The organism is Rothia sp. HMSC069C01, assembly GCF_001814655.1.
Lineage (GTDB): Bacteria > Actinomycetota > Actinomycetes > Actinomycetales > Micrococcaceae > Rothia > Rothia dentocariosa.
In genome coordinates this window covers 44621-68832 of the sequence record NZ_KV817408.1, presented here as the reverse complement: position 1 = coordinate 68832, position 24212 = coordinate 44621, and the positions used below count along the sequence as shown (strand labels likewise).

Sequence of the window (24212 nt, the reverse complement as noted above, 5' to 3'; positions counted from 1 at the left end):
CTATCCCTCTACTATGATGCGTGGACCAGGCTACCGCGGCCGCCCCGGAAGTTCTTCGCCCCATCCGGCACGGGAGATAATGCGTTCAAGCTGCTGTTCATTCTGCAAGCCGCCGGCGATATCGGTGTCCCACACGGTTTGGTCAGAGCCAACATAGTAGAACGCCGCGTGCACACGTTCAGGGTCTATCCCCTGTATTTTGGCGAAGGCGAGCCGGTACAGCGCCAGCTGGATGCGCTTATGCCGCATCGCGTGTGCGGAGGGTTTACGCCCGGTTTTCCAGTCCACGAGATCCCAGTGTTCCTGCTCCTGGAGGGTGCCGTCGGCGTTAGTGATCTGTTCGGTGCGGCGGAAGACCGCATCAATACGCCCGCGGATGTTCACGCCCGCCACGTGAGTTTCTACCGGATATTCGGCGCGCCATATGGTACGGGAAGCCCATTCACTCTCAAGGAATGTCGCGCGCAGTTTATCAAGGTCGAAACTGCCGTCAAGATCATCATCGCTATAAAGTTCGTCCTGTATATCGAGCATAGGTTCGTCCCCGAAGTACTCCTCAACCCAGGCGTGGAAAAGTATACCCTGCCGCGCTGCCGCAGATGGCTGCATCGGTACCGGACGCACCAGGCGACTCAGAACCGTCTCTTTATCCTCCGACAAAGCAATGAGGGTGGATGCCGACATATGCTCGGGTTTCGCAGGAACCGCTGGGGTAACGGCGCGCTGTGCCAAGGCAAGAAGCAGATCGACCTCATGCTCCCAATCTTGAATCTGCTGAGCTTCCTCGTCGGTGGGGCTGGTAAGTTTATCGAGATCGTCAAGGCTTAACGATCCGCGTGCCACGTTAAGAGCGGCACGCTCCACCCGTGCACGCCGCTGACCGGGTACCGCAATAATGTCACGATTCTCGGTGCGTTCGGCGAGGTCTTTCTCGGATGCCCAGCGGATCACCTGAGCGCCGTCAAAGGGGTCAAAGGGCCAGTCGGCGGTCAGCACGGATCCCTGCTGCGGGTTATCTTTCACCCACGCCGCCGGTTCCAAGAAACGGTGCACAATCTGCGGTCGAACCCCCGGCTGCTCAGGGCCTTGTTTTCCCTGAGCAAGCTGCGCTAAAGGTTCGCGGGCGTAGCGGAAATTCTCGACCGTATCCAGCCCGTAATGCTTTTTGAGCTGTTCCAGATTTTCATCGTATGCCCCTTTGGACTCCTGCGGATCGGGCAGGTCGGGCTCCTGTACACCGCCCATCAGCGCCTGCTTCACCCGGTGCACCTCAGGCAGATTCAGTACCTCGGCATTTGTGATCGGGTTTCCGTCGTCGTGCACAAGCGCATGCGCAATCTGCTCATAGACCGCGCTTGTATAGCGCTGAGAAGCCGCCGTATCTTCGGGGTCATCAGGAGCGGGAATAACCGGCACAGACGTACCATTTTCCAGACGGATACCCTGGGGAATACTATAGTTCTCAAGCCACAAGCAGCGCCCAAAAAGTACCTCAATGCTGGCGTCACGATGCTCAATCGCCCACCCAGAGGTGTAAAAACCGGTGCCCAGATAGCTCGGGTAAAGCCAGGGTGCCACCTGAATACCTTCGTAAGGTTCCTCAGCATCGCCCTGTGCAAATTGCACCAGCTCGTTCCAATAGGGCTCGGGCTGATAGGGGTTTATATTCGGGCCCACCCATCGGCAATTACTGATGTGCAGCAGCGAGCGGGCGCGGGTCATCGCCACATAAACCAGCCTTCGTCCCTCAAAGCCCACATAGTCATTCGCCATATCTTCGCCGTCTTCAAGACGCGCATTGAGCTCTTTATAGTTCTCTAGGGCGCTCACCTCTTCAGCCCGTTCCAAAGCGGACGGCAGATAGTCGCGGTCACCTCGTAGAGGCCAGGGCAGGCTTCCATATTCCAGGCGGTGCCAGGTGTGTGGGCGAGTGGGATATTTATCGCACATGCGCGGCAGATATACGTGATCCCACTCCAGACCTTTCGAGGCGTGCATCGTGAGAATCTGCACCGCGTCACGCCGAGGTTCCTCTTCGGCGGGGGTCAGCCCCCGCTCGTGGTTTTGGGCCTGTTCCAGCCAGGAGAGAAAACCCAGCAGATAGCTAATACCGTTGGCAGAGAGCACAAACCGCCGGGCGGTGGGGGCGTCCTCATCAACCTCGGTTCCGTCTGCGCCAGCATAGAGCATCGCGTTGATGCGCGGTGAACTCGCAGCGTAACTTGCGGCGACCTCATGAAAAGCATCCAGATGCGCGCGCGATCCGTAGGCGTCCCCGCCGGGGCGGGCGGCAAGCTCGATATCCAGGAGCATCACACGCTCAATCTCATAGAGCAGGGTGCCAATATCCTCGGTGGTGAACTGGCGCAGATACTCAACCTCGGCGGTGAAAGCGTGCAGACGGCGCAAACCTTCAACGCTCAGACGGCGCCGGGATTCGGGGTAATCCGCAGGGTAAATGGGGTTACCGGCCTCATCCGCTGTGGGAAGATGCTCGATCGCTTCAATAAGCGAACCGTATTCGGCGAGGTCTTCTACAGCGTTTTTACGGACTCGCTCAAATTCTTCGTGGGCGGCACGCAGATTGGCATCGGTATCAGTTTGAGGGCTCGAAGGTACATCTCCGCTCGTCTCCTCAGAGGACTGCTCGCCAAAGGTTCGTCCCATATTTTTCTCGCGCGTGGTCGTCAGGTAATTCGACCAATCTCCCAGCGCAAGCAGATCCGCTGTGCCCAACCGCCAACGTGCGCCAGCGAGCAGACGCATCAAGGCATCTGAACGGTTCGGGTCTGCTAAAACCCGCAGCATCGAGACCATATCAATAATTTCGGGGCGTTCCAGAAGCCCACCCAAACCAACCACCTGCACGGGAACACCCAGGCTCTCGCAAGCCTGGCGAATGGGTTCCATCTGCGCCCGGGTACGGGTAAGCACCGCCATCGTGGGCATCTGCGCCGGAGTATCGGCGTAGCGGGCGCGTTCCTGCACGATACGTTCGGCAATGCCCTGTGCTTCCTCGGTCTCAGACCCGTAGCGTGCCAACTGCACTGAGCCGAGCATAGCGCGGTAACCTGATTCATCGGGATTGAGGATAACCGAGCGAGGCCGCAGATCGGGCACGTGAGGCGGAGCAGGGGCACGCACCCAATCGGGAATGTTCTTGAGTTTAGCGGCGATCAGGTTTGCGGCATCCAAAATTGCGACGTCATTACGCCATGCAACTGTCAAATAAAGAGGCGTTTCATCGCGTGTTGGGAAGTATTGATAAAAACTAAACAGCTGACCATCGGAGGCACCGCGGAACCCGTAAATAGACTGTTTCGGGTCCCCCACCGCCATGACCGGATGCTCAGGCTGACCGGGACACCCATCATGCCCGTCGCGAGCGCCATATAAATCAGCGAAGAGCCGCAGCTGAGCGTGCGATGTATCCTGAAATTCGTCAAGAAGCACGACCTTATAGCGTTCCCGCTCCAGCTGTGCGGCGGCTGGCACCTCACGGGCGATCCGCGCCGCCAACGCGATCAAGTCGCCGTAATCGAGCACCTGCATACGCGCTTTCACTCGCGCATACCGCTGCACAAGCTGCGCCAAAATAATTTTGGCTTTCAGCCTCTCTATGACCTTTTTTGCGTTGGCACTGGGACCGGGCGAACTGAGTGATTCGTACGCCGCCAGGTGTGCGGAACAAAATTCGATAACCTGCTGCGGGCTTACCAGATGTTCGGCGCACTCCCCCGACAGCTGCAAAAGGCTCTGCACGATCGTACTTTTTGAGGCGACTCCCGAGGCTGAGCTGGCGGCGGGTAGGTCGCCGTCCCAGTACTGCACGATCTGCGCGGCGAGCTGCCAGGCTTGAGCATCGCCAAGCATTTGTGCATCCTGCTCAACACCCAGGCGCAGACCGTATTCTTTGACAAGATTATTCGCGTATGAGTGGTAGGTAGAGACGGTGGGCTCGGAAGAGCCTGCAAGAAGTTCTTCTTCGCTCAGCTCAATCAGGTTACGTTCGCGCAGAATATTTAGGCGGGTGCGCATGCGATCGCGCAGCTCTCCTGCGGCCTTGCGGGTAAAGGTAACGCCCAGAACTTCATCGGCGCGCACGATTTTATTGGCCACAAGCCACACCACACGATCGACCATCGTCGCGGTCTTTCCCGAGCCCGCGCCAGCGATCACCAGCCGCGGTTCAAGCGGCGACTCAATGATGCGAACCTGTTCATCGGTGGGCGGATTCAACCCCAGCGCGCGCGCGATCTCGCGGGCGCTAAGTCGAGCAGGTTGGTGTGTTGTTCCCCCGGATACTCCGGATGCGCCACGGTCGCCGTCATGCTTGTGCGGCTGATCCGGTTCAGAGGTAGTCATACGGTACGTATCCATTCCTGACGGGGTGATAGTGTCAGCTGTATCAGATGTGATACAGCCACAGGATGCAGTTTACCACCGACGCAGTTCAGAATAGAGGCCGCACGTCACCCTCTAGGAACCACTGGTGTTTTGTGAGAATCTGTCGTTTCTGCTGGGGTTGCCTGCTCGGCACACCAGCAAGCAAAAGCCCCGTTGTCGGGCTAGTCCTGAGTGATCTGGCGTCCCTGCGGGCATAGGGGGCAAATTTCCGGCAGTCGGCAGGTTTCTCCGGGCCGGTGCCGTGCCTGCATGACGGCACCGGCAATCAGCTCCGCCGCACGCTGAACCAGCTGAACCGCCCAGATACCGGTTTCGGGGTCGAGCGCATCCTGCTCTTGGGGACGATTTCGGGAAGAAGCTGCGGTGCCATCACCCAGCTGCACGAGCGCGGCTCCCCCGGATTTGCGTGTGAAAACCTCGAAACGCTGGGGCGCCACCTCGCGGTGCTCAAGCCCGGCAGGAATATTAAGACCGTCAGGCTCAACGCCGAAATCACGGCTCATGGCATCCCCGGCGCCCGCCTCTACCGCAACCTGATAGGCAGCAAGCTGGGCGTGTTCGGCGATCTGGTTTTTATTGGGTTTGGTTTTACCCGTTTTTAAATCGACGATGACGTATCGTCCGTCCTCGGTTTTCTCCAGCCTATCGACTCGCCCAGAAATCTGGGCGTTCACAGTATCGCCGGGAACCAAAACCCGGAAAGCTCCCTCCACGCCCACGAGTTCGCGGTGATCACCCGGCATAATCTCGTTGATATAAACCGCGAGTTTATCCACCATTTTCTCGGCACGTTCACGTATCTGCTGCCCCTCCCAAGTATCGGGCAGCGCAAGCGTACTCAGGCGCTCTTCAAGCTGACCGCGCAGGGTCATATAGTCGGCGTCCGGGTACTCTTCTGCGATCGCGTGAATGAGCGTTCCCAGCGAGCGCGAGGTGTCGGTCTGCGCCTCGGCACGAGCCGCCGATACGAACCAGTCCAGGGGCGATTTATGAATCGTCTCGATACGCGAGGGCGATACCGGAACTGTGAGTTTTTCGGGGTCACCAGAGTCAGTCGACAAGCTGTCGCGGTGTGGATGCGGTGTAAACGCATTCTGCTCGGTGGAGAGAGGCAGAAGTCCCCACCACTGTTCCGGGGCTGCCCCCGGTGCCCCGGCCTGCGCCAGCCTGTTGAGCTGTGCTGCCGCAGCATTTGCCAAGGTGGGGTCTGTATCTTGAGCCTGCGCATACCGCCTCAGTTCCGCGACGAGGGCGCGCAGGGTCATGGGGCGGCGCACGTGGGTGATGTCGGCGGTGCGCGCATCCGGCACGAGAATATCGAAAAATTCGCTGGGTGCGTCTTCCGTTGAGCTCACGGCGGTGACAACGAGCCTTTCGTTCGCCCGCGATATTGCCGTGGAGAACATGCGTAATTCGTCGTGCCGCACCGCCCGCACACGGTCGCTCATGCGCACCTGCTGAGCTGCGGCAATACCCATATCGCAGATGTCGGTCAGCTCACCAGCTTTGAGGAGCGAGCCGCGCACCGTCGTATTCGGCCAGGTTCCATCCTGTAGCCCACAGACGTAGACGGTCTGCCAGTGCCTGCCCGCCGCGAGTGCCGGGGTGAGGATTTCAACCGCATCGTAGCGTTTGCCGCGCGCCGCGAGAGTATCCATGGGAAGGTCTTGGGCATCGATATAGTCGAGGAACAGCTCAGCGGAGGAACCGGGCATCTGGTCGACGAAACGAGTAGCCGCCTCAAAAAGCCCTATCATGGCGTCAAGATTTCGATGCGCCCGCTCGGCTTCCGGCCCGGTCTGCGCGCTTTCGGTCACCCAAATTTTTTCGAGTCCGCTTGCCTGCCACAGCGCCCAAAGTACGGTTTCGGCGTTGGCGCCGCGTTCGGTGAGAGCCTTATGCCCGGCGGCAAGTACACGTGCCACGCGGCGTACCGCCGCACCGATGCCTTGCGCCGGAAGTGGCTGCGGGTTCAAGAGGGCGCCCAGCAGAAGATCGTCGCTACAACGGTGCCCGCCCGCTCGCAGTTCTGCGGCGCGAAGCTGCTGACGTAGACGGCGCACTTCCATGCTGGATGCGCCCCCAAGCCGCGAAGTCAGCAAGGTAATCGCGTTGTGAGCGCCGCTGCCGGGGTTTGTGCGATTTTCTTCGGCGAGAACATCGGCTAGGCTTTGCCGTGCAAGCTTTTCGGCCTCGTCATCGGCAGAACGTGTGCCCTCCTCCGTGACAGCTTCGGGGGTTATATTCTCCGTGAGGCTCCCGTCGAAATCGTTATGATCCGGCAGTTTCAGGTAGTCGGCGCTTTGCTGACGGGCATAAACCAGCAGAGAAAGCGCATCCAGGAAAGGACGTACAGCGGGTTCATCACGCACCGGAACCAGCGCTGCACCCGTCACGGTGGGGATGCCGGATGCCGCCAAGACACGCCGGAACCGCGAAACTTCGGTGCCGCTTCGCACGATAATCGCCGAACGCGCATACGCCGCTCCCCGGTACAGATAGTCCTCAAGAAGGAGTTGTGCTACCTGGTTCGCCTCGTCCTGAGGTGAACCCAGAAGGTACCCGAAAACCCCCTCGGGAAGTTCATCAGAGTGCCGCGGGTCAAGCAGGTCACCATCATCGCTGAGGCGCAGAAGCGCAGATTCCTCATATTTACTCGGTGCGGTCTGCGGTTCACGCGGCGTAGGTGCATTCGCAATAACGGGGAGCCGACGCGCGATATTTCTCCAGGCCAGGGTGATGGGCGCATTCATGCAGTACGAAGTCTTCAGTTCTTCTCGCTGCAATTCCGGGAAAATCTGGGGTAAAGTCGCCGCTAGATCGGGGCGCGCACCGCGGAACCCCTGCACCACGGTTTCAGTGCAGCAGGTTATTAGTACCCGTGCGGACGGCGTAAATGCAGCCTCCACCGCCTCGCGTTGATCGCCCGTGTATGTGGCAAGAACCTGCCCCGGCTCGCGCCCTACTAGGATGCGCATCAGCCGATACACGGAGGGGCTCAGTTCCTGCGCATCGTCAATCAGGATCAGGTCGAAGCGCGCGCGTTCTTCCCGCAAATATTCGGGGTTTGCCAGCAGGAAGGCGCACGCTTCATGGATTAACGCGGCGGGATCGTAAGCGTTTGGGGCACGCAGACGACGAATCTGCTGGTACTCAGTATAGAGCTGCGCCACCGAATGCCAGGCTGGGCGGTCCAGGGTTTGCGCCAGGTTTTCAAGTTCTTCGGCGGTCAGCGCATATTCGGCAATACGGTCAAAAAAATCACGAATCTCCTGGCGGAAACCGCGAGTACCTAGAGCCTCATGCAAATCGGCGGGCCAACGCACCGCCGCGCCTTTACCTTCCCGGTGCCCCGCCAGGATTTCGCCGATCATCACATCCTGCTCGGGCCCGGAAAGCAGCTTCGGAGCGAACTCCACCCCGGGCAAAAGTCCCGACACATGCGCGCGACGCAACAGATCGAAGGCATACGCAGCCCACGCGCGAGTGGGCGCGGTAGACATGCTGCGGTCGATACGCCGTGCCAGCTCATCGCGCACACGAGTAGCACCCGCGCGGGTAGGGGTCAGCACCAAAAGCCGCGCGGGATCGCCCCCGGCGTTCAGAAAATCTACCGCCGCCGTAATCACGCGCTCAGTCTTGCCCGTACCGGGCGCCCCCAGGATGAGTGTAGCCGTCATGGCTTTAAGTTTATCGGGGTTTCTCAGCGCTACGCAGATGTGTCCTCTGCCTGAGAACGTCACGAAGCATCGGGCATTTACACGCGAACTCCGCTAGGCTTGAGCTATGAGCTGGATAGATGCCCCTCGCGCAACCTTCGATTTAGAGACCACCGGTGTCGATGTAACAACCGCCCGCATCGTGACCGCTTCGCTGCTTCTGCTGAACCCGGATGGGAGCGTGCAGCGAGCTGGCGAGTGGCTGGCTAACCCCGGCATTGAGATTCCCGAAGGTGCCGCATCCGTGCACGGTATCACAACCGAATATGCGCGCTCCCACGGGCAACCTGCCCAACAGGTGATCTGGGAGGTCGCGGGTGCGATCGGTTCGCTCTTCCTAGACGGCATACCCGTCATCGCGTTTAACGCCGCCTACGATTTTTCGGTGCTTCACCACGAAATGCTCCGCTATAACATCGCCCACGGCGAGCTTCCCGCCGGGCACATTCTTGACCCGTACGTGATTCATAAGCACGTTATTCCCCGCAAACGCGGCAACCGCAAGCTCGAAACCCTCACCACCGAGCACGGTGTGGTGTTAGAGAACGCCCACACATCTAAGGCGGATGCGCTCGCCGCCGAGCGGCTACTCGTTAAGCTCGCCGAGCGTTTCCCCGAGGTCGCCACGGATGCCGCTGCCCTCCACACGCATCAGGTTCAGTGGTCGCTTGATCAGGCGCGCGATTTCCAGGACTGGCTGCGCACTAAGCCGAGTAAAGAGAACGAGGTTATCGACGGTCGGTGGCCAATACGCCGTTAATTCTCTATCAGCCTCGTTGATTTCGTCACGTTGAACAGAGTCTGTTGAGGCTGCTTAACTCCCCTATTCACTATGTATCGCGAAGGTTATCTCGCCGGTTTGCAAAGCGTCCGGCACTATACCTGCGCGCCGCTAACGCCTATGCTAAAGAGGTAGGGCTTCTCGCCCCAAGGTGCAGTTCAGCGCGCCGGTTATGTATCACATCAGCATTCAGAATTGTCATGGAATATCAAGACACCAACACATACAGTATCTACCTCGGTTCCTCCCGCGAACAGCACAAATATATCGTGTCGCAATCGCAGGTGGTCCTCAAGCTTGGCAGAATCCTCATGAAATCGGGGGCAAGCGCCTACCGTATCAAGGCATCAATGGCGCGTTTAGCGAAGGCCGTGGGGCTACAGGAACATCATGCGCAAGTGACCTTCACAGAGATCGCCACTTCATCATATGCAGACGGTAATTTCCGTACTGAAGTTGCCGAGCAGCGCACGATGGGCATTAACTCCTACAAGATTGACCTGCTGGGTAAGTTCATTTCTGAACTTCCAGATCGCATATCTCCATCTGAGGCTGATGCCGAGATTACCCGCATCGATTCCATGCCGCATCTCTACAAACGCTGGATACTCTCCCTCGCCTCCGCCATAGCCTGCACCGGGTTCGCCTTCCTGAACAGGGGCGGTCTGGTGGAATGCCTCGTCGTGTTTATTGCCGCTGGCGCCGGGCAATTTTTGCGTTCTACCCTGATGAAGCGCGGCACAAGCCATATGGCGATCTGGATGGCGTGCGGATTTCTTGGGGCAGGAACCTATATTGGAATTATTAGGCTTCTGGTGGCTCTGAACCTCGTGGGAAGCGACCATATGGTGGGGTTCATCTCCTCAATTCTGTTCTTGGTGCCAGGCTTCCCTATGGTGACCGGCATGCTCGATATTTCCCGCATGGATTTCCTGGCCGGTGTTTCACGCCTGACCTATGTGGCGGTGCTTTTGGTGAGCGGGTCTTTCGCCGTGTGGGTTCTTGCCTCGCTCTTCGAAATTCCGCTTCTGCAAAATATTCGCCCGGATATTCCGGTGGGGTTATATATCCTGCTGCAGGTTATCTCATCGGGAGTTGCCGCCGCCGGGTTCGCCATGCTCTTTGCTGCATCTCCCGTGGCGTGCGTGTGGGGCGGCGTTATTGCCGCTATCGCTAATCCGGCACGGATTTGGCTTGTGGAGGCGGGCTGGGCTCCCCATATGGCGGCGACGGTCGCGGTGTTCGGGGTCGGCATTATGGCGGAGATCGTGGCGCCACTGCACGGGCGTAAATATTCACGCATCTCACTGTCGGTTCCTGCCGTGGTGACAATGGTTCCGGGTGTGCCGTTTTATCTGTCAATGTCGTATTTTTCGGGCGGGAATATGTACGCGGCTATCAACGGTTTCGTGCAGTCGCTCCTCACCTTCTTGGCCCTGGGGCTGGGGCTGGCGTTTGTGCGCCTTCTTTTCGATAAGAATTGGCTCTTTGATCAGGATACTCAGGTGATGAAAAAGCTCGATAGCGCATCACATATGCGGTAGATCTTCTGCAATGAATGCGTGACGGCTCGTCGTTTAGGTGGCGGATTCTGCAAGCTTTCGTGACGAGTCAGCAACCCCGTGTCCTATCTCGTGTGGTACGTTTGTATTGTTTCAGGGGTTTTGTGCCGCTCACACTCACCAACCAAGCGACTACTCTTCCGGTGTCGCTCGTTTGCACGGCGTATTTTCCTCTCAACCCATTACCGAACGAGAAAGATCACCGTCATGCTACACCGCATTATCCAGCGCCCTCTGAATACTGCCTTTGATAAACTTTATGCACGCCGTGCCGCCAAGTTCCCTATAAATCCAGATGGTGTTTTGCGCGTCAGACATCCGGCCTTGATCCTTATTTCGGTCTTCATCTCGGCTTTGGTGGGCACTCTGCTCACAGCTCTTATCGTGTATATGGTGCTGCATCCAAAAACAACGCAAACGCCCCAACAATCACTCTCAATCCTGGGATCTTTTATCCTGTGTGTTGTTATCTTTTATGGCTTAGCCGTTTGGGCGTACCTCAACTATAGAAATATCTACGTTGAGACAGCGCGTGACTATGTAGAGCAACGAAATGCTTTCGGCCGAATCACCCGCATCTATTACAGCGAGGTAAGCGCTTACAGCTATTGGTATGAGTACAACAACAAAATACTGACGCTGTTCTCCTCTGATGGTCGTCAAGTTTCTTTCCGCCCCAAAATATACCGTGGGGAGCGTGTGCTCGCGGTTTTGGCGTTTAGGATGTATAACTCCCGTTGGCCTGACCCGCGAAACAGCAGCGATCAGTACATTGTCGAAACTCAGGCAGCAAACGGTATCGCCGAAAAAGCTCTCTGGAATGAGCATCCGGTCGGTAAGAACCTGTTGATGCCGCAGAATGTTCAGTAATTCCACAGTAGACAGTGGGAGCAGAAATCATCTGGGTTGTTTCTGCTCCCACCGTTTATTGTTAGGGGCTATATTCCGGGTGAAATTATCTGAGGTTTGCAGGTTTTAAGATGCGCTCCCCTGCGGCGGGTTTTGATTCTGCTGATAGTTGTGGGGCTGCTGCAGGTATCCATAGGGGCTCATCTGCTGGTTCGAGGGCTGCTGACCTGAATTCAGATAGCCCTCTTGAGGATACGTGTTCTGCGGGTATTGTGGCGGCATTGGTTGTTGTGGGACAGCAGTCTGTTCGGGCGTTATAAATCCATTTACTTGAGGGTATTCCATCAAGAAATCGGTTACTTCATATTTGGAGTCTGCTAGTTTCATGATCACAAGTTCATCTTCAGGGTTCTCAAGGTCAGGCCAACGACCAGAACGTGCCCGCGCATAGAGCAAGGCGCCAAAGATTCTTTCTTGAGGTTTGGCCGGAATACACGAGAAAACTGTGTTTCCCCAGGGATCTATCAGATAAAGATCATCGCTAAGGTCTTGAGTAATTTTCCAATGCTGTCCATCTAAGGTTTGACGTTTCCTTTTGGGACTGTATATATACCCGTCAATAGCTGCAAAGGGGGTAAATTTTTCTTTCCCGAAGACGGTCTGAGTCAGGAACCCTTCAGAGGTTATATCGATATAACTCATATCATGCTGAGCAACGAGGAAAAATAAACCTAATATCAGGATGGGCCCACCATATGCAAAGATTGTTATCTTAATGGTATGCGATCCATCATATTTTCCTGAAAATATGAGTGGAGCAAAATACAGATATCCAATAACTAAAACATAGAGAATATAGTTAGCTCCATGAAAGCGCCGTACGCGGTACGGATGTTTTTTAGACTCCACCCAAGATTGTACCAGCGAGAAAATAAGGTGAATAGAACATAGCACTGCCACGGCAATCCAGGCAAAAACCATTATAGAAACTCCATATCATCGGTGATATTTCCCTACCAGGATACCCTGAGAGGTACCCAGGTCTCATGCACAGTTCCTCCCTTAAAAATCCTGTCGCCATCGATTAACGGTTAGATACCTGACAACCACATCTTTCGTGTACTCCGCCAGAATTTTTTCATCCTCTGAGTACCCCAGCTGAGGCCATCGTTCCTGCATACCGCGAAACATCAAGCACTGTCCCACATAATCCGGCATGGCCGAATGACGTACCTGTGTCTGAAGAATTTTTTTACCTTCGTGATTAATCACGCGGAGCCTATCGCCGCGGGAAGTATTCACAGCGCGTCGATCTCCCATAGACACGCGAAGGGTTCCTTCGAAATCAAATCGAGCTGGGCGATAATCGTACCCTTTGATATCAGAAAAAGGAATATTATGCACTCGCCCAAAACCACTACGAAAGACAAACCCCGAAGGAACAAGCTCGATATACCGAATCGTGAGACCACGTATAAGGAGAATAATAAAAATAAAGAATGCGAATATTAGGCACATCGGTACAGCAAAAAGTACTATGACTATAGGTGTCCCTGCGCTTGGCGTCAGAATGACAGAAAGAACAAATGCAAAGAAACTGCCAAAGCCCACCAGAAAAATATCAACAATCACTAGAACCCACCACGGGTATCGTGCCCGCCGAAGCATTGCTTCGCTCTCACGTTTAGCTCTCATCCCCAAATAGGTAATATGTAACGCTGCACAGGTAAGCAACACACCACCAGCAATACCTGCACTCACAAAAACTGATGTATTCACAGGTGTACATCCTCCCACGTTCCTTGACATTATATAGATTATTTAAATAATTCTTTGGTGAGTGTCTAAATATTCTGATTCTTGCAACTGGTGCCAGAGCCCCCCATTCTGTTCTTTATTGGCATTTCAAGGCTAGCATTACATCTCCTCCAATACGGGATATTTAAGTCTTAGAGGGAAGATTTTGCTCCTCCTTGCATCAGGTCTTTGACCCTCCAGCGTGCAGCCCTTCAATACAGATCGTCAGCAAATCCCATAATTCTTGCCGTTTCGCCTCGCTGAGTCCGCCCACCATGTGCTGCTCAACATTGCGGATGCGCCCGGTCGCCTGATCGAGCACACGCTCCCCTTCTACTGTGAGCATGGTCGGTAGCACTGTTAGCCCCGGACTCTTGGTACTCTTCACAGTTTTAGGAGGTTCTTATGTGCTACTGGGTTGGAGTAGCCTCACGCGATCATGTTTTACTCGGCGTTGCGGGCGGATTCTGCCAGGTTTGCCACGGCAAACAGGCACCGCTGGCACGTATGAAACAGGGCGATTGGATTCTGTATTACAGCCCTAAAACCGGTATGAACTCCGGTGAGAAAGTTCAGGTTTTTACCGCCGTGGGGCAGATTGTGGACGACCGAGTCTACCAGTTCCGTATGGCCGAAAATTTTGAGCCGTTCAGGCGTGACGTTGTGTTTCAGGATGCGCCGTATCCGTGTCCGATTGAGGTAGCACGCGAGCACCCCGAATGGCGGAGTTATGCGAAGCAGCTGCGGTACGGACATTTTGAGGTCTCGCACGATTTCTTCGAGCACATTTACCGTTACATGATGGCGAGCAAGCACGAGATAACACCCGATAGGTGTTAGGCAGCCAGTCATATGGCAGCATGCAGAGTTTTACTGTATTGAAGCAAGGTGTGGCGGTCGAACACGTAAAAACTACGCTACTGGGACCTTTTATAGTCGAGCGTCAGCTCGCCCAAACTCGTAGGTGTTGACGCAGCCTCGCTGTCCGATAACCGCCTATCATGGGATAAGAGACTTTCAGGCACCCACAAACGAAAGGTTACCCATGACCGTATCAGCCGAACACCACCTCGCACACCAGCACAGCGAAGAGCTTTTTGAACGCTCCCGTTCCGTCATTCCCGGCGGGGTAAACTCCCCCGTGCGCGCTTTCAACTCCGTGGGCGGCACCCCCGCCTTTATGGACCGCGCATCCGGCCCCTATATTTATGATGCTGACGGCAACGAATACGTAGACCTCGTCTGTTCGTGGGGTCCGGCGATTCTTGGGCACGCGCATCCGCAGGTTGTTGCGGCGGTTCAGGAGGCTGCCTCGCGCGGGTTGTCATTCGGCGCTGCATCCGCGCCCGAGGCAGAGCTCGCAGAGCTTGTGGTCGATCGCATCAACACCGCGATCCCCGGCGCAATCGAACAGGTACGTATGGTATCTACCGGCACCGAAGCCACCATGACCGCTATTCGCCTGGCACGCGGCATCACCGGGCGCGATAAAATTATCAAGTTCTCGGGCTGCTATCACGGACATGTGGATGCGCTGCTCTCTGAAGCAGGCTCCGGCGTGGCGACTCTCGCCCTACCCGGCTCGGCGGGCGTGACCGCGGCGACCGCATCCGAAACTATCGTGCTCCCCTACAACGATCTTGACGCCGTGCGCGAGGCTTTCGCCGCGCATCCGGGAGAAATTGCCGCCGTCATTACTGAAGCTGCCCCCTGCAATATGGGCGTGGTGACTCCCGAACCGGGCTTTAACCGTGGTCTGCGCGAAATTACTCAGAGCAATAATGCCCTGCTGATTTTTGATGAGGTGCTGACCGGTTTCCGTGTCTCATCCGCCGGGTACTGGGGTAAGTTCGCCCCCGAAGATAACGGTTGGGTTCCCGATATTTTCACTTTCGGTAAAGTGATCGGCGGCGGTATGCCGATCGCCGCACTCGCCGGTAAACGTGAGGTGATGGAGCATCTGGCACCGACCGGTCCTGTCTACCAGGCGGGTACGCTCTCGGGTAATCCGCTCTCGGTTGCATCCGGCATTACGACCCTCAAACTCGCCGATGATGCCCTCTACCGCACGCTCGATACACGTTCGGACCAGTTGCAGGCTGCGCTGACGCAGGCGCTGACCGATGCCGGGGTGGATCATTCAATTCAGACGGCGGGCAACCTGTTCTCGGTTGCCTTTGGTACCGGCGAGCACGGCGTGCACAACTACGCCGATATTAAGAGCTCTGCTACCGCCAAATACACGGCTTTTTTCCACGCCATGCTTGATGCCGGCGTATACCTTCCCCCGAGTGCTTTTGAGGCGTGGTTCCTCTCCGGAGCGCACGACGATACCGCGATGGAACGCATCATTGAGGCGCTGCCGGGCGCGGCACGTGCGGCGGCTAAGGCGTAGCACGTCCTCTGACCCAGCGCTTTCCCACAAAATCTCGTTATAAATTCTGAACTCTGCCCGCCGCCAGCAGCAGCTTCTCAGCTTTGCTGGCGGCGGGTATTTTCTGAGATGTTCATCCATACTGTGAGCATCGCAAAAGCGAACAACGTAGAATGCTGTTATGGACTTTCGGGATATTTGGCTTATAGCATTCATCGTGTATTTGGGGCTATGCCTGCTCATTGAGGCGGTCTATCCGGTGCGGGTACGTAAAAAGTATGCGCTCAAAACCGAGCACGCTAAGTGGTTTTGGTCGTATAAGCACTTTTTCCTGTACCTTTGGGCATGGATTGTTAACGCGTCCCTTTTCATGCTGTTCTGGGAGTTTAATGAAATACTCCGCCCCATAGCCCTATCTCTCCCGTTCCTGATGGTATATGCAGCGGCACGTATTGGGCGGCGCAACTACCGCATCTTCCACGGCGCTTCTCCAGACGACCGCGCTGTGGGTATGCCCAAAATCTACAGCGCTACCCTGGGTAAGCTCAGCAAGCCCCTGCGTACGACGGGTCATCAATCTGGACTAACGCTAGATCATGACCTGAGCACTACCGCGCTGATAAGCGGCCTTATCTTTTTCGCGTCCATTGCCCTGTTTTTGCTTCGGCTGACCGATATCGATTTTGAATACGCGCCGCCGGTTCCCTATAACGCTATTATTCTGGGAATCGGATATATTGCCGGTATCGTCGCGCTCGTCTCGTATACGAACTCGTACCTTGTCTCCACCCCCACTCTTCTGCAGGTTGGCCGGGGACCTTTCCGCAACCCGCGCGATATTCCATACCGCCAGCTGAGGAGTTACCGCGTGGTGCCTCAAGACCCAGATGCCACTGACCCTGATACCAAAGATTTATCGCAGTGGAATCTGGAATTTAAGGTACCTCGGGCCAACAAATATACGAAAGAGCTGCGCGACCCCAATCTTGAGTATTTGGTTCGGCAGATTGCCTTCCGCGTGGAGCAAGAACGCTGGGCTGACGATAACTCCCCTGCCGACCGAGAACGGCTCGAAGAATATGGCCGGGATGCGCGCCTCGTGTGCATCACTAAGGGCTATATTCCGGCCGGTAAACACGCGCAGGAGGCGGCAAACCGCGCATCCTTCAAACAGACGCATTAGAGTTTTCCTCGCTCTGCTGCACAGGCACAAAGATGGGTTCTCTATTGTCGTGACGCTATCGCAGAAATGCTGGTTTCACGTTTTATGGAGAGCCTATCTTTGAATATTCTTCGCTTTTTACCGATATCTCCTCAATCCGGCACTAAAAGTTATGACAGTAAAGTAAATCTTCTACATTTCTTCAACGGTTTTCTGAGAATATTCTATTAAATTAAATATTTTTTACGTAAACTTTGTGATTGGTTCGCACAAAACGCTTATTCGTCGTACAGTTGCACTAGAGGTACTCTTTTGAGGATCTTCTGCCCTGTATCGTGCGTACCGTTTTGCGCATCCGCACCATGAAATACGGATATAAGACGCGGCTCTCGCAAGGTACTTGGCGAATCCTCAAAGATTGCCTTGACCTTCCCTAAAGAAGATCATAACGTTCTGCGGCTGGGCGCGAACCTTCCGGATCGGCTAATTCAGGCCGGGAGTATGCGTCACACCATCGTCGGTTAGCTCGCCTGCTGTGCAGCACTGAGGTTCTTCTGTGGGGGTACATATCACTTCCGATTATTCACCAACCACTACAACTCAGAAAGCCAATTCACCGATGAGCATCAGCAATAACTTCACCACCTGTACACGCCGAGCCGCGTTCGGTTTTCTAGGAGCTTCGTCTCTGGTAGCGCTCTTGACCGCCTGCGACGACGAGGACAAGCCCGGGGCACGGCCCAGCACGACAACCAGCAGCGCTGCCGCGCCTGAAACCGAGCCTCCAGAACCTGCCGATTCACCCAGTGCCGCGCCCAGCTCATCCGGCCCCAAGTATTCCGGCAAGTCTAAAGCTCCTGCGGGAGAGTTCCGGGCGGCCGATATTTACGGTCCGGCACAGAATGTTCCTAAACCCACAAATCCACCTGGCTACACCGAACCCACCCTTGACGGCATGATGAAAAGCATGAAGGCATGGACGCAATGGCGCAATTACGGCATGCAGACAGGTGATTACACCGAGGCATATAAGTTTGTGTCTAAAAACCTCGTCGAAGAGATTAATGCTTACAACGCAGATGCAAAACTGTACCACGACGGTGGCTGGATTATCGGCGGTGAGCAGCGCTCTTATGATTTCAGAAATGACCCCGTTCATCAGGGTAACGGCGTGTATTCCTGGGATTTCTTCGTGGGATGGTCCTATATCATCACCGTAGGCGCAGACGGGCGGCACAAGCGCAGCAGGAATACCAACTATGCCGATAATCTTTACACGCTTACCGTTCATTATGAAGAAACAGGTTGGATTATCGACAGCATTACCCGCAAGCAAGCCCAGAAATAACTCTTAGATTTTGCTTTCCTAGCCGTGTTAATCCCCGCCAGTACATTCATGATGAATGCGCTGGCGGGGATTTACCGAAACTGTAGGCTAATACATATACCTAAAAAAGGAACTCGATGGAAATCTCCAAATTGTTGCGCCAGGGCATTTTAGAAGACGGTATTACCTGGAGTTCCGAGCTACTTATAGAAAGATTCCATAGATACCGCTATAGAATTGACAACACTCACGGAACCGGTGAACCCGCTATTTTCATTGGGTTAAACCCAAGTTTAGCCGGAAGCTTTAGAGCCTCCGATCCTACGGTAAAAGCTCTAACTCAGGCTATGCTGGGAACCTGTCGTTTTCTCGATCCCGCGCATTCTGCACCATTGCTGCACGCCCGTACAGTGCTACTTATTAATCTATTTACCTTCGTAGAACCAAATGCACACAATATAGATTATTCCCTAGACCAGCATGCGGTTGCCGAATTAGAGACAGTACTTACCGAGTTCCCGCACGCGCCAATTGTCTGTGGCTGGGGCAAAGAGAATAATTCACCTGAGAGCCGGGAAGTGTGGCATCAGCAGATAAGCGAGTTTATCCGGCGGCTCGCAGATCGTGCCTGCTACCGTCTGGAGCTACCATATTCCCATGTTCCTGATGGTTCATTGGATGCGCGTTCCTGGTCACCGCGAGGTATCAACAGTGCCCTCAGGAACTTGCCGTCTGGTACCCGCATGGTCCTTGCCCGGTTTACTCCCCAATAAAGTATCCCTAGGGTTAGTCTTCACGCAGCCAGCGGGCGGCTTCGGCTGCGTAGTAGGTAAGAATCATGTCTGCACCCGCGCGGTGAATCGAACGCAGAGCCTCCAACGCCACGGCACGGCGGTCAATCCAGCCGTTTGCCGCGGCGGCCTCAATCATGGCGTACTCCCCCGACACCTGGTACGCCGCCACCGGAACAGGTGAAAACTCGGCGACCTCACGCACAATATCGAGATAGCTTCCGGCAGGCTTGACCATCACCATATCGGCGCCCTCGTCAATATCGGTCTGCACCTCTAGGAGAGATTCGCGGCGATTCGCCGGATCCTGCTGATACGTTTTGCGGTTCCCAGTAAAGCTAGACTCCACCGCATCGCGGAACGGGCCAAAGAACGCGGAGGCATACTTCGCCGAATACGCCATGATAGAGACGTTCTGGAACCCGGCATCGTCCAGCGCGGCGCGCATCGCGGCAATCTGCCCGTCCATCATGCCTGAAGGAGACACCGTGTGCGCCCCGGCGCGTGCCTGGGAAACCGCCATCTTGCAGTACAGTTCCACGGTTGCATCGTTATCGACAATCATGGTGCCGTAACCGTCATCAACAAGCACGCCGCAGTGCCCGTGAGAGGTGAATTCATCCAGGCAGGTATCGGCCATAATAACAATCTCGTCGCCAAACTCGGCACGGCAGGCAGCGATAGCGCGGTTCAAAATGCCGTTGTTATCCCAGGCCGCCGAACCTACCTCGTCCTTATCATCATCCAGCGGAACACCGAAGAGGTCGATGCATTTAATGCCCGCCTCCGCGGCCTGACGTACTGCGGGAATTAGGGACTCCAGAGTGTGCTGGTACTGGCCGGGCATGGACGAAATTGGCTGTGGTTCGCTAATGCCGTCGCGCACGAAAAACACCTGAATAAGCTGCTCGGGACGCAGCGCAGTCTCGGCGGTGAGGGCGCGCATCGCGGCGGTGGTGCGCAGTCGGCGGGGTCGTCGGGTAAGATTCATCGACATAACCTTTCACAAAATACTTCTATTATTTAGCGCCTAGGCTGAATGCAGCAGTTCAACGGTTGCTAGAGCCAGGGCCTCCGGGGTGGGAGAATCAGCAGTCCTATGGCGCAGCCCCAGATCCTCGCACATGCGGGCGGTCGTGCGGCCGATAGCCGCCACCGGCGGGATTCGTTCAGGGTTTGGGTTCTCCCCCACCAGCTCTTTGAGCCTTGACGGGGCGGTGGCAACAATAACGTCTACCGCGGCGGAATTCGAGCCAATACCGGCAATAAGTTCACGCGCATTCACACAAGAGAGCTCTCCCGCCTCAAGTGCGGAAGCGGTCGCCGACACCATCTCGTATACCACCGCACGCACAGCACGGAAGCCTAACCCCACCAGCCCTTCACGCAGAGTTGGGCGGGCGTTTGCCCCTTCAAAGACGAGTACATTCGCCTGCGCAGAAAGCATATCGTCCCAGCCCAATGCAGCAGATTCCGGGGTATTCTGCGGCTTACGCAGGCTCTCAGGGATGCCCAGCTCGGGGTTGGCGCCCTCGGTGGGAAATTCTGCGAGCATACCCAGAGCATCCTGCTTTTCGGGCATGAAATGGGGTTCCAAACCGATCTCACGTAGCGCCCGTGCCGTTGCGGACCCCACACAAGCGATCCGGGTTCCGCCATCGCGCAGCGCCCACGCAAAGGATGTGCCAAAGAGCTCGGCGCAGGAACGCACCGCATTCGCACTCGTGAAAGTTGCCCAGAGGAAGGCTCCTTCCGCCGCTAAGCTCACCAAGGAAAACAGCGAATACTCGGGCGCAACTGTACGGGGCAGCTGCATGGGCGCAAAATCCACCTGAATCTTCGGAATGCCTCGCTCCGCCGCCAAATCGTTCAAAGCACGCTCAAAAGGCGCGCCTTGAGCCGCCGTGCGGGTCAGCAGAACACGAGCCACGCTCTATTTCACCTCAAGACCGGCAAGGGCTGCGGCACCCATCTGAAGCAGGTCTTCGGCAACGCGAATACCCAGTCGTTCAGCACCGGGAACATCAAGCTCACCGGTGGCGGATGTGTGGCGCAAGCTTTCGGTACCGTCAGGCGATGCGACAACTGCGGTGAGCACAAGATCGCCGTCTTTGACGGTGGCGTAGGCACCGATAGGAGCGGCGCATCCGGCCTCAAGACGGCGCAGAAGACGACGTTCGGCGGTGACCTCAAGGTGGGTTTCAAAGTGGTCGGCAGCAATAAGCGCTTCCCCCAGGGTGCGCACAGGCTGGGAAATTTCAGGGTCGAATAAAGTCGCGGTATCGGGGTTAACAAATTCTGTTTCGCGCACCTCAATAGCGAGCGCGCCCTGCCCGGGGGCCGGGAGCATGCGGGAGGGGTCAAGGTATTCGGTAATAACGGATTCTTTGCCGAGACGTTTGAGCCCCGAAACGGCGAGGATGACGGCATCGCAATCACCGGTGTTTTCGGTACCGATTCCACGGTGTGCGGCTTCGTCGGTTTCGGTGCTGTCACGCACGACGACTTGGCGGTTTCCGTGTTCTTCGAGCCCTTTCACGCGGGCTATGCGAGTGCCCACGTTGCCGCGAATATCAACGATTTCAAGATCGGGGCGCAGGGCACGTACCTGTGCGGCGCGGCGCGGTGATCCGGTACCGACGCGGGCGCCCGTAGGCAGAGTATCGAGGGTGAGGTTATCGCGTGCTACCAGGGCATCGCGCGGGTCTTCACGTTCAAGAATTGCCGCGATGACGAGCCCGGGGCACGGCTCGGCAGGTAAGTCTTTGAGCGAGTGCACCGCAACATCGACTCCACCGGGGGTATCACCGTCGAGAAGGCGCTGGCGCAGTGCGGCGGCGAAGACTCCGGTGCCGCCGAGGGTTGCGAGCGGCCCGGTGAGCACATCCCCGTCAGTTTTGACGGTGGTGATGTCAAAGGATAGGGTGCGTTCGGCGCCGTGTTCGCGGGAGTGAGCGTTGAACACCTGAACGATGTGTTCGGCGGCAAGGGTGCTCTGGGTGAGCGCCAAGGCTGAGCCTCGGGTGCCGAGAATATAGGGGTCGCTCATGGTTCTCCTCAGGTTCTATGGGTACCGTATATGCGGGCTCATCACTCGGATGGGATCCCGCACATACGGCGGCGCTTATACGCGCTCATTGCAGCAGGCGCAGTCTTCCTTAGGGGTGTACTCCGCAATTACAGGCTTTTCCTGACCGCGCAGGGGTTTACAGCAGTCAGGGTCGCATTCGTCGAACCAACCGAGTTCGCCGGATATGGACTCCCCGAAAACGCTTTCACGCCTGTCGTGGCCGGATTCTGCGGGCTCGGCCATACGCTCGACAATCAGGCGGCGCAGCGATTCCACATAGGCGGGGTGCACGCCGGGAGTGGGGGTGCGCACCGCCACGATACCGTGGTTGCGGCAGGTCTCCATCGCCTCGGTATCGAGGTCCCAGAGGACTTCCATATGGTCAGAGACGAATCCCAGCGGAACCATAACGATGCCGTCTACGTCACCAGCGATTTTGTCGATGGCGTCGTTAACATCGGGCTCTAGCCAGGGGGTGGAGGGTGAGCCGGAACGCGACTGATAGACGAGCTCCCAGTCGGTACTGTCCAAAAGGCTCTCGTCCTGTTCACGGATCTTTGCAAGAATAGCGCGCGCCACCTGCAGGTGTTTCTCTACGTAGGCAGAACCGCCCTCGTAGTCGATTCCGCGCGGGCCCGCCTCATTAGCAGCAGAGGTCGGCACCGAGTGGGTGCAGAACATAATGCGAATACGCCCATTCCCTGCGGCCGCCGTTCCGTCAGCAATGCGCTCCGCCACGGTATTGCGAACCTGTTTCAGCCCGTTCTCTAAGCCCTCAGTAAAGGCCTCAACGAACCCGGGGGCATCGAAAAATTGGCGAATCTTATCGATGCGCATGCGGTCTTGAAGACCGAGTTTCTCCAGCGCCACGCCGTAGTCTTCGCGGTATTGGCGGCAGCTGGAGTACCCGGGGTAGGCGCTGGTGGCGAGCACCAGAATATTGCGGTGCCCTTCCTCATAAGCCTGCTGTACTACGTCGGTCACATAGGGTTTCCAATTGCGGTTTGCCCACACGATCGGAATATGCGGCCCGCGTTCCTGCATGACTTCTCGAAGTGCCACCAAAAGCGCACGATTCTGCTCGTTAATAGGTGAAATACCACCGTTTGCGCGGTAGTGGGTGGCGACTTCTTCCAGACGTTCATCGGGTATGCCGCGCCCCGCCGTAACGTTGCGCAGGAAGGGAATCACATCTTCCTGTCCTTCGGGCCCGCCGAAGGAGGAAAGAATCACCAGGTCATAGGGGGCAGGCACGGCGGTGCGAGAACGAGTAATACCGCACTCCCCCCGGTACGACTTTAGCGTCTCGGGGGTAAGCACTGCTGGCCCGTTAGAAGCGGTATTCGCGGGGTCTGTAGCGTTCGGGCAAACATCGTCCGGGATGTTCCCGCAGCACCCTGCGCGTACGGTCTCACTCACGCGAGCACCTCGGCGACATCGGCGGCGTTCACACGACGACCGGTGTAGAAGGGAATTTCTTCACGCACATGCAGGCGTGCCTCGGTATTGCGGAAGTGGCGCATCATATCGACCAGATCGACCAATTCGGGAGCCTCAAGGGCGAGTACCCATTCGTAGTCGTTCAGACCGAAAGTTGCCACGGTATTCGCGAGCACCTGCGGGAAGTCGACAGCCTTCATGCCGTGGTTCTTGAGCATTTCGGCGCGGCGTTCGGGATTCATGTAGTACCAGTCGTAGGAACGCACGAAGGGGTACACACATACCCATGCCTCGGGTGCCTTCTGGCGCGCATAGGCGGGTGCATGGTTGCGGGTGAATTCTGCCTCGCGGTGCACGCCCATAGTCGACCAAACGATGGTGGTCGCGCTGAAGAGCGCGGTACGGCGAATCTTGCGCACGGCTGCCTGCAGCTTTTCGGGAGTCGGCCCATGGGTCCACACCATAACATCGGCGTTATCGCGCATAGCGGAAACATCGTAGAGCCCGCGCAGCGTTACGCCGTCCGCTTTGAGCTCTTCGATGAGCTGCTCGAACTCTGCGATAGCTTCCGCCGAGGATGCGCTTTCGGCACGCTGCCCGGCACGGGCGAAGACGGTGTATAGGGTATAGTGCAGGGTTTCGCCTTCTTCACGGCCTCGTTTATTCTCATCGGCCGGGGAATGCTGCACGGCATATCCTTTGGGCGCGCCCCCGTACCCGCTTCCATGAGAGCCGTGAGCCGCATTCTGATGTTCTTCGTGAGACATTTTCTTCCTTTCGGTGAAAACCGCCCAAGATTCGCTGAATGTTTCCTGTTCACCTGCGAGTCTCAGCCAAACAGATCTTAGTCTGTCTGCGGTTTATGCTCCTCACTCGTGAGGTTTTGTCTTCTGCTTTCTTTGGTTAACACGGTGCCTGCACTGCGCGGGCAGC

General features: G+C 56.5%; 18 protein-coding genes. 8 read left to right on the top strand and 10 right to left on the bottom strand.

The genetic code is table 11. The features are described 5' to 3' along the window. Nucleotides 1-30: 30 nt before the first annotated feature. Nucleotides 31-4365, bottom strand: a complete 4335-nt coding sequence (locus HMPREF2981_RS07110; protein WP_246825376.1) for an ATP-dependent DNA helicase — start codon at nucleotides 4363-4365, stop codon at nucleotides 31-33. A 203-nt stretch (nucleotides 4366-4568) separates the two neighbouring features. Further along, complete coding sequence (locus HMPREF2981_RS07105) at nucleotides 4569-8087, bottom strand: UrvD/REP family ATP-dependent DNA helicase (RefSeq protein ID WP_070661924.1); 3519 nt, start codon at nucleotides 8085-8087, stop codon at nucleotides 4569-4571. A 106-nt stretch (nucleotides 8088-8193) separates the two neighbouring features. On the opposite strand from HMPREF2981_RS07105, the gene HMPREF2981_RS07100 reads away from it, so the two are divergent. From HMPREF2981_RS07100 to HMPREF2981_RS07090, 3 genes are all read left to right on the top strand, one after another. Next, a complete protein-coding gene (locus HMPREF2981_RS07100; protein WP_070661921.1) occupies nucleotides 8194-8886 on the top strand; it encodes a 3'-5' exonuclease family protein in 693 nt (230 codons plus the stop codon). 221 nt (nucleotides 8887-9107) lie between these two features. Next, nucleotides 9108-10451, top strand: a complete 1344-nt coding sequence (locus HMPREF2981_RS07095; protein ID WP_070661919.1) for a threonine/serine exporter family protein — start codon at nucleotides 9108-9110, stop codon at nucleotides 10449-10451. Between the two features lie 225 nt (nucleotides 10452-10676). Then, entirely contained in the window at nucleotides 10677-11339 is a 663-nt protein-coding gene (locus HMPREF2981_RS07090) for a hypothetical protein (RefSeq protein WP_246825368.1), read from the top strand. A 105-nt stretch (nucleotides 11340-11444) separates the two neighbouring features. Here HMPREF2981_RS07090 and HMPREF2981_RS07085 read toward each other — a convergent pair whose 3' ends face one another. The 3 genes from HMPREF2981_RS07085 to HMPREF2981_RS07075 all read right to left on the bottom strand — a co-directional run bounded on the left by HMPREF2981_RS07085 (nucleotide 11445) and on the right by HMPREF2981_RS07075 (nucleotide 13503). Further along, nucleotides 11445-12299: a hypothetical protein gene (locus HMPREF2981_RS07085; RefSeq protein ID WP_070661913.1), complete on the bottom strand. Its 855-nt coding sequence runs from the start codon at nucleotides 12297-12299 to the stop codon at nucleotides 11445-11447. Nucleotides 12300-12380: 81 nt separating this feature from the next. Further along, nucleotides 12381-13097 (bottom strand): hypothetical protein, encoded by a 717-nt coding sequence (locus tag HMPREF2981_RS07080; protein ID WP_070661910.1) that lies wholly within the window; start codon nucleotides 13095-13097, stop codon nucleotides 12381-12383. A gap of 199 nt (nucleotides 13098-13296) precedes the next feature. Further along, nucleotides 13297-13503 carry a hypothetical protein gene (locus HMPREF2981_RS07075; protein WP_246825367.1) on the bottom strand — a complete coding sequence of 69 codons (207 nt, stop codon included), beginning with the start codon at nucleotides 13501-13503 and terminating at the stop codon, nucleotides 13297-13299. A gap of 17 nt (nucleotides 13504-13520) precedes the next feature. On the opposite strand from HMPREF2981_RS07075, the gene HMPREF2981_RS07070 reads away from it, so the two are divergent. From HMPREF2981_RS07070 to HMPREF2981_RS07050, 5 genes are all read left to right on the top strand, one after another. Continuing rightward, nucleotides 13521-13955 carry an EVE domain-containing protein gene (locus tag HMPREF2981_RS07070; RefSeq protein ID WP_070661907.1) on the top strand — a complete coding sequence of 145 codons (435 nt, stop codon included), beginning with the start codon at nucleotides 13521-13523 and terminating at the stop codon, nucleotides 13953-13955. Nucleotides 13956-14160: 205 nt separating this feature from the next. Continuing rightward, nucleotides 14161-15510 carry a glutamate-1-semialdehyde 2,1-aminomutase gene (hemL, locus tag HMPREF2981_RS07065; RefSeq protein ID WP_070661904.1) on the top strand — a complete coding sequence of 450 codons (1350 nt, stop codon included), beginning with the start codon at nucleotides 14161-14163 and terminating at the stop codon, nucleotides 15508-15510. Nucleotides 15511-15670: 160 nt separating this feature from the next. Next, entirely contained in the window at nucleotides 15671-16672 is a 1002-nt protein-coding gene (locus HMPREF2981_RS07060; protein WP_004005090.1) for a hypothetical protein, read from the top strand. A 598-nt stretch (nucleotides 16673-17270) separates the two neighbouring features. After that, nucleotides 17271-17999 carry a DUF6318 family protein gene (locus HMPREF2981_RS07055; RefSeq protein WP_037231075.1) on the top strand — a complete coding sequence of 243 codons (729 nt, stop codon included), beginning with the start codon at nucleotides 17271-17273 and terminating at the stop codon, nucleotides 17997-17999. A gap of 116 nt (nucleotides 18000-18115) precedes the next feature. After that, entirely contained in the window at nucleotides 18116-18751 is a 636-nt protein-coding gene (locus tag HMPREF2981_RS07050; protein WP_004005092.1) for a DUF1643 domain-containing protein, read from the top strand. Between the two features lie 13 nt (nucleotides 18752-18764). Here HMPREF2981_RS07050 and hemB read toward each other — a convergent pair whose 3' ends face one another. From hemB to hemQ, 5 genes are all read right to left on the bottom strand, one after another. Continuing rightward, nucleotides 18765-19760 carry a porphobilinogen synthase gene (hemB, locus tag HMPREF2981_RS07045; RefSeq protein ID WP_037231077.1) on the bottom strand — a complete coding sequence of 332 codons (996 nt, stop codon included), beginning with the start codon at nucleotides 19758-19760 and terminating at the stop codon, nucleotides 18765-18767. Nucleotides 19761-19799: 39 nt separating this feature from the next. Beyond that, the gene (locus HMPREF2981_RS07040; protein ID WP_004005094.1) at nucleotides 19800-20699 is read right to left on the bottom strand and encodes a uroporphyrinogen-III synthase; all 900 of its coding nucleotides are present in this window, start codon (nucleotides 20697-20699) and stop codon (nucleotides 19800-19802) included. Between the two features lie 3 nt (nucleotides 20700-20702). Next, nucleotides 20703-21818 (bottom strand): hydroxymethylbilane synthase, encoded by a 1116-nt coding sequence (gene hemC / locus HMPREF2981_RS07035; protein WP_004005095.1) that lies wholly within the window; start codon nucleotides 21816-21818, stop codon nucleotides 20703-20705. 75 nt (nucleotides 21819-21893) lie between these two features. Next, nucleotides 21894-23258 carry a ferrochelatase gene (locus HMPREF2981_RS07030; protein ID WP_050749217.1) on the bottom strand — a complete coding sequence of 455 codons (1365 nt, stop codon included), beginning with the start codon at nucleotides 23256-23258 and terminating at the stop codon, nucleotides 21894-21896. After that, nucleotides 23255-24046 carry a hydrogen peroxide-dependent heme synthase gene (hemQ, locus tag HMPREF2981_RS07025; protein ID WP_004005097.1) on the bottom strand — a complete coding sequence of 264 codons (792 nt, stop codon included), beginning with the start codon at nucleotides 24044-24046 and terminating at the stop codon, nucleotides 23255-23257. The genes HMPREF2981_RS07030 and hemQ overlap by 4 nt, the downstream gene beginning before the upstream one ends. Between the last annotated feature and the right edge of the window lie 166 nt (nucleotides 24047-24212).

Bases quoted from the DNA above. Each gene is read 5' to 3' on its own strand.
- HMPREF2981_RS07110 (WP_246825376.1), bottom strand. From the start codon at position 4,365: ATGACTACCTCTGAACCGGATCAGCCGCACAAGCATGACGGCGACCGT.
- HMPREF2981_RS07105 (WP_070661924.1), bottom strand. From the start codon at position 8,087: ATGACGGCTACACTCATCCTGGGGGCGCCCGGTACGGGCAAGACTGAG.
- HMPREF2981_RS07100 (WP_070661921.1), top strand. From the start codon at position 8,194: ATGAGCTGGATAGATGCCCCTCGCGCAACCTTCGATTTAGAGACCACC.
- HMPREF2981_RS07095 (WP_070661919.1), top strand. From the start codon at position 9,108: ATGGAATATCAAGACACCAACACATACAGTATCTACCTCGGTTCCTCC.
- HMPREF2981_RS07090 (WP_246825368.1), top strand. From the start codon at position 10,677: ATGCTACACCGCATTATCCAGCGCCCTCTGAATACTGCCTTTGATAAA.
- HMPREF2981_RS07085 (WP_070661913.1), bottom strand. From the start codon at position 12,299: ATGGTTTTTGCCTGGATTGCCGTGGCAGTGCTATGTTCTATTCACCTT.
- HMPREF2981_RS07070 (WP_070661907.1), top strand. From the start codon at position 13,521: ATGTGCTACTGGGTTGGAGTAGCCTCACGCGATCATGTTTTACTCGGC.
- hemL (WP_070661904.1), top strand. From the start codon at position 14,161: ATGACCGTATCAGCCGAACACCACCTCGCACACCAGCACAGCGAAGAG.
- HMPREF2981_RS07060 (WP_004005090.1), top strand. From the start codon at position 15,671: ATGGACTTTCGGGATATTTGGCTTATAGCATTCATCGTGTATTTGGGG.
- HMPREF2981_RS07055 (WP_037231075.1), top strand. From the start codon at position 17,271: ATGAGCATCAGCAATAACTTCACCACCTGTACACGCCGAGCCGCGTTC.
- HMPREF2981_RS07050 (WP_004005092.1), top strand. From the start codon at position 18,116: ATGGAAATCTCCAAATTGTTGCGCCAGGGCATTTTAGAAGACGGTATT.
- hemB (WP_037231077.1), bottom strand. From the start codon at position 19,760: ATGAATCTTACCCGACGACCCCGCCGACTGCGCACCACCGCCGCGATG.
- hemC (WP_004005095.1), bottom strand. From the start codon at position 21,818: ATGAGCGACCCCTATATTCTCGGCACCCGAGGCTCAGCCTTGGCGCTC.
- hemQ (WP_004005097.1), bottom strand. From the start codon at position 24,046: ATGTCTCACGAAGAACATCAGAATGCGGCTCACGGCTCTCATGGAAGC.